At 40.2% G+C, this 11,882-nt stretch carries 6 protein-coding genes; 4 read left to right on the top strand and 2 right to left on the bottom strand.

Going from position 1 to position 11,882, the window contains the following annotated elements:
• Positions 1 to 26: 26 nt before the first annotated feature.
• A complete protein-coding gene (locus LXL81_RS19255) occupies positions 27 to 3,200 on the bottom strand; it encodes a SusC/RagA family TonB-linked outer membrane protein (protein WP_234648394.1) in 3,174 nt (1,057 codons plus the stop codon).
• Positions 3,201 to 3,431: 231 nt separating this feature from the next.
• On the opposite strand from LXL81_RS19255, the gene LXL81_RS19250 reads away from it, so the two are divergent.
• Complete coding sequence (locus tag LXL81_RS19250) at positions 3,432 to 4,178, top strand: DeoR/GlpR family DNA-binding transcription regulator (protein ID WP_234648393.1); 747 nt, start codon at positions 3,432 to 3,434, stop codon at positions 4,176 to 4,178.
• Positions 4,179 to 5,469: 1,291 nt separating this feature from the next.
• Here LXL81_RS19250 and LXL81_RS19245 read toward each other — a convergent pair.
• Positions 5,470 to 7,581 (bottom strand): PQQ-binding-like beta-propeller repeat protein, encoded by a 2,112-nt coding sequence (locus LXL81_RS19245; protein ID WP_234648392.1) that lies wholly within the window; start codon positions 7,579 to 7,581, stop codon positions 5,470 to 5,472.
• A 622-nt stretch (positions 7,582 to 8,203) separates the two neighbouring features.
• Between LXL81_RS19245 and LXL81_RS19240 the strand changes: the two genes are divergently transcribed.
• The 3 genes from LXL81_RS19240 to LXL81_RS19230 all read left to right on the top strand — a co-directional run bounded on the left by LXL81_RS19240 (position 8,204) and on the right by LXL81_RS19230 (position 11,837).
• Entirely contained in the window at positions 8,204 to 9,619 is a 1,416-nt protein-coding gene (locus LXL81_RS19240) for an alkaline phosphatase (RefSeq protein WP_234648391.1), read from the top strand.
• Between the two features lie 210 nt (positions 9,620 to 9,829).
• On the top strand, positions 9,830 to 10,492 hold the full coding sequence (locus LXL81_RS19235) for an ABC transporter ATP-binding protein (RefSeq protein ID WP_137340828.1): 663 nt from the start codon (positions 9,830 to 9,832) through the stop codon (positions 10,490 to 10,492).
• A gap of 34 nt (positions 10,493 to 10,526) precedes the next feature.
• Complete coding sequence (locus tag LXL81_RS19230; RefSeq protein ID WP_234648390.1) at positions 10,527 to 11,837, top strand: TolC family protein; 1,311 nt, start codon at positions 10,527 to 10,529, stop codon at positions 11,835 to 11,837.
• Positions 11,838 to 11,882 lie beyond the last annotated feature (45 nt).

The raw sequence follows: 11,882 nt of genomic DNA, 5'->3' as shown, positions 1-11,882 counted from the left end.
TCAATAAGATTGTATTAATGAGCAAATTAAAAACTGGCAGAAATTTTCACCTGATAAGTGCGCGGAATAGGTACGTTTCCAAAATCCACACCACGCAATAAATCACTATTACCGCCAGCATTTGTTTCGGGATCATAACCATCGTATTTATCCCATGAAATAAGGTTGCGCCCGGAAAGTGCTACGTTTATGTTTTTCACATTTTTCAAAATGTTTGGCAAAGAATAAGAAATGCTGATCTCACGAAGTTTCACGAAAGAAGCATTATCAACCCGCCATTCTTCTGTGTTATAGATCGAATAAACATAACCGCGTGGCAGCTCGCCTTTCAGTTCTTTTTCAGAATAATCGCCAATACCAACACCCTGACGCGTGCGACGGTCAGCGTTGAATACCTGCATACCCTGAACCGCATCCAGAAGGAAACGGAAGCCGATGCGTTTGTAAGTAATATTGTTTACAAAAGAACCAGTCCATTTCGGGTTAGGATTTCCTATTATTTTTCGAACGGTAGTATTGGTAGTAGGTTGTCCCTGCCCATTTTCTGGTGAAGGCGTGTAAGCCAAAGGATCCGTTGCCGATTGAACACCTTTTTGAGATTGAGGTAAACCCTGAGTTGTCAATTTTTGACTTCCGTCTTCGTTCCGGGCAAAAAATGTTCCATAAAATACACTTGCAGCCTGTCCTTCAATCAGATAAGAAGGAGCACCGGAAACCGTGTTTTGAAGAATTAGCGGACTTCCCAATTTGATAATTTTATTGCGGTTCTGGCTGTAAATCACACTTACATCCCAAGTGAAATCCTTCGTTTGGATGGGTGTATAACCCAAACTTACCTCATAACCTTTATTCTGCATTTCACCCACATTGTCGATGGCACTCGTACCACCGCTTGTGGCGGCTAAAACACGATTCACGACCAGATCGGTGATTTTTTGCTTGTATGCTGTTAATCCCAATGTCAGTTTGTTATTCAGGAAAGTAAGGTCAAGACCGCCTTCATTTTCAGTCATGAATTCAGGGCGCACATTTTGATTAGCCAAAGTGCCGCTTGGTAAAATCGTATTCTGACCTAAAAAAGGAACAGAATTATACTGCCAGAAACGGTCATAACTTCCAATACCAGTCATGTTACCGGATTTACCCCATGAATAACGAAGTTTAGCAGTATTGACAACTTTGCCCAAACCACCTTTTGACCAGAAGTCAAGATCGGAAGGAATAAAACTGGCACTGAATTTAGGGTAAGTCTGGTGTGATTGTGACGAGGAGAATTTAGAAGAACGGTCACTGCGGACAGCTCCGGTGATAAATGCCAGGTTTTTATAACCAAAAGTCGCTTGTCCGAAAATCCCGAAAAGATCAAACTGGTCCAAAGTATAATTGGCTTTCACGGTTGTACTTGCGGCGCCACTTACAGTCTGGATAAAGGGTGCAAGATTTTGTCCGCTGGCAGCAGAAATATCTGTTTTGCTGTTCTGATAACTTGTTCCGGCAACCACATTCAATTTGAAATCCGGTGTCAGATCGCGTTCGTAGGAAATGTTGATATCGTTGTTATACTGGAAAGTTGAGCTGTTCACATTGGCTGCAAAACCTTTTGGATAACGCTCTGCCGGAAGCCCTGAAATCGTTGCATAGGGATATGCCGGGATCAGGTTTTTTCCCAGTTGAGAAAATGCATCAATACCAAAAATCCAGTCAATATTTAATCCTTTCAAAGGCGTTAAATTAAGCTGAACATCATTTACAGTACGGTTTACAGCCTGCGTAAATTTCATGTCTTCAACAACAGTCAGCGGATTTACACGTGTTGGTTCCACCGCCTGCAAATTACCATTCGCATCACGTTTGGTTATGTCGTAAATGTTGTTGGTAATATTAATCGAGTTGATCGGGCTGTAAAAAACGTTTCCGTTTGGCTTTTCATTGGAAAAACTGTTGTTGTAAGTAATCCCGGTTGAAAGTTTCGCCCAGCTTGCCAGTCTTTGTTCCAAACGCACACGAAGTCCATAACGCTGGAAATCTGTTCCCTGAACAATTCCCTGATTTTTCATGTAGGAAAGAGAAGCATAATATTGCGTTTTCTCGTTTCCACCACTGATCGAAAGTGCATTATCAGTTCCAACACCTGTCCTGAAAATCTCATCCTGATAATCATAACGTTGTACATCAACTACATTTGTAGCAAGATTTGCTTTTACACCGTCACGGGTAATTTCTGTTGTTGTCGTTCCCGGATTTGCTGCAATTTGTGCTGGTGTTAGACCTGTAATGGTTCCCAGACGTAAACTTGAATAGCCAAATTGTTTTCCATAAGTGCTGATCTTTAATTTCTTACGAAGCTCGTTCACATTTACACTCGTAGTGAAGTTTATCTGAGGAGCTCCGTTTTTTCCTCTTTTTGTTGTGATCAAAACCACACCGTTTGAAGCGCGTGAACCATATTGAGCGGCGGCCGCTGCACCGTTGATAATGTTCATCGATTCAATATCGGCAGGATTTAAATCGGCCATACGGTTTGTTCCGACAATAGCTGAACCAACCTGGTCTGACAACGCATATTGAGAAACGTTGACAGAAGTATTGCTCAAAATTACACCATCAATTACATACAAAGGATCCGAATTTCCCTGCAAGGATTTGATACCCCGCAGACGGATCGTCATCCCACCGGACGGATCTCCGGAGTTTTGGGTGATCTGCGCTCCCGGAACTTTACCTTGCAATGCAGAAAATAAATTGGAAGAACCGGAATTGACCAATTCTTTTGAACTGATAGAATTAATCGAGTTTCCCAGTTGTCTGCGGGTTGATTTGATTGTTGAACCAGTTACAACTACTTCGTCCAGAACGGCTACTGATTCTTTAATCGTAACATCAACCACGAGTGATGTTTGTGAGCCTAATGTGAGATTTTGACTTAGCGATGCATATCCGATCGAAGAGAAATCCAGAGAATAATTTCCAGGTTTCAAATCCGCATTCAGTGAATATGCGCCTTCGGCATCCGTTACGCTACCAACGTTACTTCCTTTAATAAGCACCGAAACACCCGGGACGCCCTGTCCGCCGCCGTCCTTCACTTTGCCTTTGATGGCATAGGACTGTGCCATGGCTTGCATCGATACAAGCATCACTACTGCCAATACAGTCACCGACCGCAGGTAGTGTATAGATAAATAGACCTTTTTTCTCATAAATGATTTTTTAAGGAGATGTGATAAAAGCTCAGAAAAACGCAATGATATCGACAAATATCCGCATATGAATCTCAAATATCAATAGGTTGTAATAAGTTTTTAAAAATAAAATTTCTTATAAATACCGTAGATTATTTTTTATAAATACTTTTATCAAAAATATTAAATCGATTTTTAGAATTATTGTAGAATTACCTAACTAAACATATGATCCAGCCTGCGACCTCCATGATGAAGAAAGAAAGACAGATGCTCATCATGAAGCAGATAAATCTGCATAATCGTGCATTATCCTCAGATTTAAGTGTCACCCTGAATGTTTCGGAGGATACGATCCGTCGTGACCTGAATGAATTATCAGAGGCTGGCAAGCTGGTTAAAGTGCATGGTGGTGCGTTATCTAAATCTTATCAATTCAACTATTCAACAACGCAGGCTTATGCTGCTTCGGCAAAACAGGCGATTGCGCAAAAAGCTGTTTCACTTATTAAAAATGACATGTTTGTGGTTATCGGTGGAGGCACAACTGTCAGTGAACTGATCCATCAGATTCCTATGGATATTTCAGCTACCTTTTTTACAGTCAGTTTGTTAACGGCTTTGCAGCTTTGTGATCATGCCAATGCGACAGTGATTTTTGTAGGAGGAACGATTGCAAAAACTTCCCAGATCAGTTCAGGGGGAGAAGTGATCAGTCGTCTTGCCGATATTCATGCCGATTTGTGCATTTTAGGAGCAAATGGAATCAGTTTTAATGAGGGAATTACGGAAACAGATATGGAAACTGTTCAGGTTAAGCGGGCAATGATGAAGGCATCAAAGCAAACAGCAATCCTTACGATTTCAGAGAAACTGGATACTGTGCAGCGTTTGAGAGTTTGTGATCTGGAAGAAGTCAATTATCTGGTGACGGAATTGGAAGCTGGGAGTGCGGATCTGAAAGCGTATCGAAGGGAAAATTTGGTGATATTGTAATTGATTTTTTATGAAGGTGTTTCAAATGTAATTTATGATTGATAAAAGGTGGAGTTATTGAAATTCATATGTCACCCTTTCAGGGTTTGGTTTGTGGATTGTTACGGTTTTTCTATAATAATGTCATCCCTTCGGAATTGTGGGTAAAATGGATTTTCAAAGTACTTTCCAGAATTTGGCTGTTCAGATGATATGATTTCCTTTAATAATGTCATCCTTCAGGATTGTAGACAAAAATGGATTTTTAACTACCATTCAGGGTTTTGGTTTGTGGATTGTTACGGCTTTTCTATAATAATGTCATCCCTTCGGAATTGTGGGTAAAATGGATTTTCAAAGTACTTTCCAGGATTTGGCTATTCAGATGATATGATTTCCTTTAATAATGTCATCCTTCAGGATTGTAGACAAAAATGGATTTTTAACTACCATTCAGGGTTTTGGTTTGTGGATTGTTACGGTTTTTCTATAAATATCATCCTTTCGAGATTGTAGGTGAAATGGATTTTCAAAGTACTTTTCAGGATTTGGCTATTCAGATGATATGATTTCCTTTAATAATGTCATCCTTCAGAAGCGTAGACAAAAATGGATTTTTAACTACCATTCAGGGTTTTGGTTTGTGGATTGTTACGGTTTTTCTATAATAATATCATCCATTCGGGATTGTGGGTAAAAATGGATTTTCAAAGTAATGTTCGGGATTTGGTTATTCGGATGATGTGATTTCCTTAATAATGTCATCCTTCAGAATTGTAGACAAAATTGGATTTTTAACTACCATTCAGGGTTTTGGTTTGTGGATTGTTACGGTTTTTCTATAATAATGTCATCCCTTCGGGATTGTGGGTAAAATGGATATTTAAAGTACTTTTCGGGATTTGGTTATTCGGATGATGTGATTTTCTTAATAATGTCATCCTTAAGAATTGTAGACAAAAATGGATTTTTAACTACCATTCAGGGTTTTGGTTTGTGGATTGTTACGGTTTTTCTATAATAATATCATCCCTTCGGGATTGTAACCGAAAAACCGTGATTACGAAGTTTAATTCGAAAAATCAAGAGTTATGAAATATAGAAGCGTATTTGATTTTAAATCAAGCCTTGAAATGGTGACACATTTCTGCTTCGTCTACGTTTTCCTACGCAATCACATTCTTTCAATCCGGAAGTCTCCCGGCTATAATCCCGAAGGGATGATATTATTATAGAAAAAACGAATCGTGCGAAATCCGAACCCTGAAAGGGTGACATAATGTGCACGATCCGTTTTTAATTTGAAATAAAATTATGGCAGTGCAAAAGCCACATAACTATCACCCTTTTTCGTGCCTAATTTTGTCCCGCCACATGCCACAACAACATATTGTTTTCCATTCACTTCATAAGTACTCGGCGTGGCAAAACCAGCCGCAGTCAATTCAGTTTGCCACAGAAGTTTCCCTGTTTTTTTATCAAAAGCTCTGAACATCCCGTCTTTTGTAGCCGCGATAAATAACAATCCGCCGGCTGTTATCACTGGTCCGCCATAATTTTCCGTACCCGTTGGGGCAATACCTTTTGCTGTAAGTTCTTTAAATTCTCCCAGGGTTTTTTGCCAGACATGTTTTCCGGTATTCAAATCAATAGCTGTTAAAGTACCCCAGGGCGGACTAATCGCCGGATACCCTTTGCTATCAAGAAATTTGTTATAACCGTTAAATTTATACGGTACAAAAGGCCCCTTTTTGTTTTTGTTTTCAGATACAACCTCTACTTTTTCATCTCCAAACAAAAATGCAATAAGTGCCTGTTTTTCAGCTCCGGTAATGCTTGTAAAACCTGGCATCATCCCTTTTCCACTCGTAATGAGTTTGGCTACATAATCACGCTCTCTTCTTTGACCAATATCAACCAGTGATGGATAACCGCTTTTGGGATTTCCCTTGCGTTCAGGGCCGTGGCATACCACACAATTCAAAGTATAAACCCGTTGACCCGGACTTAAATTAGACAATTCATCATCCTTTGGTGTTGGTGCAAGGCTTGCAATCCAGGGCATTTCGTTTGCATTGACATACATAATGCCATCAGGATCCACCGCCGCACCGCCCCATTCCGCGCCTCCATCGAAGCCGGGCAAAATGATTGTTGGCGTTTTTCCAAAAGGATGAAACATGCCTTTATTGGCTTTCCGATAAACATTTAACAAAGAATCACGGTCAGCAGAATGCGGGTTAATGTCTGATTCAGCGAAAGTGGTACGCGCATATGGTTTTGGTAAAGTAGGAACAGGCTGCGTTGGCCAAACTTTCTCTTCCGGAATATCACTTTTGGGAACAGGAATCTCGTTAATTGGATAAACAGGTTTTCCAGTCACCCGGTCAAAAACGTAAACAAATCCTGCTTTTGTTACTTGTGCGACAGCGTCAATGGTTTTTCCATCTTTTTTTATCGTAACCAAATTTGGCGGTGCGGGTATATCACGATCCCAGATGTCGTGATGAACAAGCTGGAAATGCCACATTCTCTTACCAGTTCTGGCATTCAGCGCCAATAAACTGTTGGCAAACAGATTTTGTCCGGCGCGGTTGCCACCATAAAAATCAAAACCTGCCGAACCGGTTGGCACAAACAAAATACCTCGTTTTTTGTCAACCGCCATACCTGCCCAGTTGTTAGCGGCACCAACTTCTGTATTTTTATAAACATCTTTCGGCCAGGTATTATAGCCAAATTCCCCTGGGTGAGGGATTGTATGGAAGACCCAGGCCAATTCTCCGGTGCGGACATTAAATGCCTGGATATTTCCGGGAGCCGCATCTGGCCCTTCTGAAAGTCGAAGCGGCATCATGATCAGGTCTTCGAAAAGCGTTCCGGGCGTATTTGAAATTACAAATTTATCTTTCGCAGTTTCTCCTAATCCTTTTTTCAAACTTACTTTTCCATCCTCTCCGAAGGATTTAATTGGTTGACCTGTATTCGCATCCAGCGCATAAAGCCAGGAATCGTAGGCATACAGAATTCTGGACTCGCTGCCGCTTGTCCAATACGTTACGCCGCGATTAGTATTTAGTCCGCCAGCTTTTCCTGCTGCAAATTTCCATTTTTCTTTCCCGGTTGCTGCGTCCAGCGCGAAAACCTGATTTGTCGCCGTCACGCCATATAAAGTTCCGTTAATAATGATTGGATTACATTGCACCTGTCCGGAATCCAGCGAGTGGTATTCCCAGGCTTTCGTAATCTGCCCTACATTGGAAGTATTTATTTGTGTTAAAGTCGAGTAATGATTACGATCGGAACCGCCGAGATATTCCGGCCAGTCGGCGTCTGATGATTTCTTTTTGTCGTCAATCGTAAGTCGTGCCGACACAAGTAAAACAGCCATAAGAACGATGGCAGGTAAAAAGATCTTTTTCATTAATGGGTTCAGGTGATTTAGATACTGTTTTCAGTAAAAAGTGAAGTTAATCGTTTTGATTGAATAATGTTGAGATTCAAATAAATTATTGGGTTGTGTGGATTTTGGGGTAACAATTAAATATATATGTAATGCGTTTTAACAGAAATAGGTCGTATAAAACAGGAGGCTCCTGACGGAGCCAACAATGGAATTTTCGAGTTTTTTCTTTAAGCAGGATGCTCTAACGAGCGGTCATTAATAGCAAGAAGTCGTTAGGCGATTTATATAGTCAGGATATTATCTTAGTGAAGTGAAAGATAATCTGTCTGAAATCGGCCAATCAATCAATATAGCGTAGGATCTTATCTAATTGATAATCATGATCTTTCAAAACTGAAAAATTATTAAACAGGTAGAAAATTACTTTATGTGGTGTCCTGTTTTAGCAAATGATTGTCATGTTCCGTTACCTGACTCCGAAGGAGTCTCCTGGAAATTCGAAAATGTTTCTTCTTACAACAAATAAGGCTTCAACTTAACTCAAATACAACACTTTCCTCATCATCTGATAACATACAAAACATAAGTTTGTCAGTTATTCAAAATCGTCAATCCGGCGGAAAATGATCAAAATATTGAAATGAAAAGAAGAGATTTTTTTAGAAATTCCTCCCTGACGGTTGCGGCGGGTTCGTTGTTTTCTCCATTGGATTTATTGGGAAATAATGACAGGATAATAAAAGGAAGTGGTACTGTTGCCAAAAATATAATTTTCATGGTGAGTGATGGTATGAGTACCGGTACACTCAATATGTCCAGTCTTTTATTACAAAGAAAAGAAGGAAGACAAAGCCATTGGATGCAATTGTATCTTGATAATAAGGCAAAACGTGCATTTATGGACACCGCTTCTGCAAATTCTTTTGTTACTGATTCTGCCGCTGCCAGTTCAGCCTGGGGCGGGGGAGTGCGGGTGAATAACGGATCTTTAAATGCGAATCCGGATGGAAGTTATAACAAACCAATTCTGCAAAAATTTAAAGAAGCCGGAAAGTCTGTTGGCTGTGTCACTTCTGTGCCGATCACGCATGCAACGCCGGCAGGTTTTTGTATCAATAATAAATCAAGAGGAGATCAGAATGATATTGCGCTTCAATATCTGCCATTGAAATTTGATGTCATGATGGGTGGCGGTCAGGATTATTTTGATCCGGCCAAAAGAAAAGACAAGGATGATGTATACAAAAAATTCGATGAAGCCGGGTATATAACCGTTAAAACGAAAAAGGAATTACTTAACATTTCTTCTTCGGAAACAAAACCTTTACTTGGTGTATTTGCGGATAATGCCTTGCCATTTTCAGTAGATCATCAGCATGATACAACGTTAATTGAGCAAGTTCCCACTTTGGCTGAAATGACAAAAGCGGCGCTTGATAAATTAAAAAAGAACAAAAAAGGCTTTGTAATGCAGGTAGAAGGTGGGAAAGTGGATTGGGCTGCTCATTCCAATGATTCTGCCGGATTGCTTTATGACCAGATCGCTTTCGACGATGCTATCAAAGTTGCCATCGATTTTGCAGAACAGGACAAAGAGACGCTTGTCATCATCACAACCGATCACGGCAATGCCAATCCGGGATTGTTTTCGGGCTCAATGACAGAGAACAATTTCGATTATATGCATCATTTCAAGCATAGCAATGATTGGGTTTTAAACGGAATTAACAAAAACTCAACCGCTTCCCAGATTGTTGAAAGATTGGAAGAAGCACAAGGTTATGCCATTAAAAAAGCAGAAGCTGAAAGTTTGCTGGCGCATTATACCACTTTGAATGAAGAAGGATTATACAATCCTAAAAAACTGCCATTTAAAGAACTTGGCCAGATACAATCTGCATATACTTCTATCGGTTGGGCAGGTATGGATCATTCTGCGGATTACGTCGAATTGGCGATGTTTGGTCCTGGAAGCGAAATGCTGAAACCATTTGTGAAAAACACGGATCTGCATAATTTTATGCTGGATGCCGCAGATGTCAGAAAGAGAAGCTGATAACATAATCATACGGATTTTAACCGTCCGAAACCGTACAAAAGTGTACGATTTCGGACGGTTTTATTTTATTTGAAAATATAACTATTTGATATACAATGATAAAAAACTGTGGCAAGGCTTTTTGAAAACGAAATAAACAAAAGAGAAAGAGAATCACCGGTAAATGTCTTTATTCTTGTGAATCAAAATCTCAAATCATAATTTATAATGATCAAATTAGAAAAAATTTCCAAGCACTATCCGGCAGGTTTTGGCAAAACATATGTGTTGCGCCATATTGATTTGAATATTAAAGAAGGCGAATTTGTCTCCATCATGGGTCCGTCAGGCTCAGGGAAGTCAACTTTGCTGCATATTTTAGGATTGCTTGAAGAGCCGTCGGAAGGTGAATATCTTTTTCTGGACGAGCCGGTTCAAAAACTTACCGAGAAAAAACGTACGGAATTACACCGTCATCATATTGGTTTCGTATTTCAGGCTTATCATTTGATTGACGAACTGACCGTTTATGAAAACATCGAAACGCCGTTGCTTTACAAAGGTGTTTCAGGATCTGAAAGAAAAAGCCGCGTGGCTGAATTGCTGGACAGATTTAATATGGTTGCCAAGAAAGATCTTTTTCCGCATCAGCTTTCTGGTGGACAACAGCAATTGGTAGGTGTGGCCCGTGCTATTGTGCATAATCCAAAAGTGATTTTTGCTGATGAGCCAACCGGAAATCTGCATTCTGAACAGGCGGTGGAAATTATGGAATTATTTCAAAAACTCAATCAGGAAGATAAAGTAACGATTGTGCAGGTAACTCACTCGGAAGCTAATGCTACGTATGGGAACCGTGTAATCAGGCTGAAAGATGGCTGGCTGGCCTGATTCGCACTTTTCCTCTATAACCTATCTATTAGTCATGAAACGTTTATTACTACTTTTTTGTCTTTTTCCCTGGTTTGCACAGGCGCAAAAAACGCTTAGCCTTGCGGATTGTGTTGAACTTCTATCCAGAAATAACCTCACTTACCGTGCTGGAAATCTTCAGGCAGAAGCAGCGCAGGCAAATCTGCGTCAGACGAAATCGTTGATTTTCCCACAGATTTATGTTGGAGCTAATCACAGTTTGAATCTTGGACGTAGTATTGACCAGTATACCAATGCGTATATTGATGAGCTTTACAATTACAGTTCCATCGGCGCCAATTTTCAGATGAATATATTTCAGGGTTTTAAAATCCAGAATCAGATTCGTCAAAGTCAGGTTTTGAAGGAATCGGCGGATGAAAACAGAAAAGCAGTATTAAACGCCCAAACGATTTTACTTTTGCAGGGATATGTAAATGTTTTGGCAACGAAATCTTTATATGAATCTTATGTTCAGCAGGTTGAGTCTTCCAAGCAACAGGTTGACCGGGTTGAAAAACAATTGAATGCCGGAGTTGCTGCGCAAAGTACACTTTACGAGATCAAAGCTACGCTTGCGAACGATAAGTTTGATATGGTAACAGCTTTGAATAATTATAAAACAGCCAGATTGGCTTTGTTTCAAAGAATGAATCTTGAACCGGACGATTCTGTAATTTTCGAACCGCTTAGTCCTATTGAATGGCCGGCAGATTCGAAAGATATTCAGGCCGTTTATGAAGATGCGCTGAAACAGTTTCCTGAAATTAAGAGTGCTGAATTGAGCCGCAAGAGTTATTACTATTTAGTGAAATCAATCAAGGCGAATAATTATCCGTCGCTTGTTTTAGGTGCCAATATTGGTGCATTTTACGCTTCCACAAACACAAATTTAGATTATTTTAAACAGCTGAATGCAACCCGAAACGGTTCGTTAAGCCTGGGATTAAATATTCCGATCATGGGCCGGTGGGTGACACGTCCACGTGTGGAACTGGCAAAAGTGCAGGAACGTCAGGCGCAAAACCAGACGGATATAGCAAAACAAATGTTGCGTCAATCGGTTGAATTGGCTGTTTTGGATGTGAATAGTACTGCTGATCGCTATGGCGCCGCGCAAGGCCAGGTGGAGTCATTGACTGCAAGTTTCACAGTTGTAGAAAGTAAACTGAATGCAGGTACCGCAAACATTTTTGAGTACGCATTGTCAAAGGCCAACCTTGGGAAATCTCAGGCCAATGCGATTCAGGCAAAATATGAATATATGATGAAACAAAGATTACTTCAATTTTACCGCCAGGGTAACTGGGCAGGGATATATTGACAAAGATATTGACATAGAAAACAGTTTGAGGCGAAGGCTGAAAGC

It is taken from the genome of Dyadobacter sp. CY356 (genome assembly GCF_021440195.1).
Taxonomy (GTDB): Bacteria; Bacteroidota; Bacteroidia; order Cytophagales; family Spirosomataceae; genus Dyadobacter.
Note: the sequence above shows the minus strand (reverse complement) of the source record. Positions and strands in the feature narration are given on the sequence as shown.

What these genes read in the sequence shown, in the direction of transcription:
- LXL81_RS19255 (WP_234648394.1), bottom strand. Translation starts at nt 3,200, where the DNA reads ATGAGAAAAAAGGTCTATTTATCTATACACTACCTGCGGTCGGTGACT.
- LXL81_RS19250 (WP_234648393.1), top strand. Translation starts at nt 3,432, where the DNA reads ATGATGAAGAAAGAAAGACAGATGCTCATCATGAAGCAGATAAATCTG.
- LXL81_RS19245 (WP_234648392.1), bottom strand. Translation starts at nt 7,581, where the DNA reads ATGAAAAAGATCTTTTTACCTGCCATCGTTCTTATGGCTGTTTTACTT.
- LXL81_RS19240 (WP_234648391.1), top strand. Translation starts at nt 8,204, where the DNA reads ATGAAAAGAAGAGATTTTTTTAGAAATTCCTCCCTGACGGTTGCGGCG.
- LXL81_RS19235 (WP_137340828.1), top strand. Translation starts at nt 9,830, where the DNA reads ATGATCAAATTAGAAAAAATTTCCAAGCACTATCCGGCAGGTTTTGGC.
- LXL81_RS19230 (WP_234648390.1), top strand. Translation starts at nt 10,527, where the DNA reads ATGAAACGTTTATTACTACTTTTTTGTCTTTTTCCCTGGTTTGCACAG.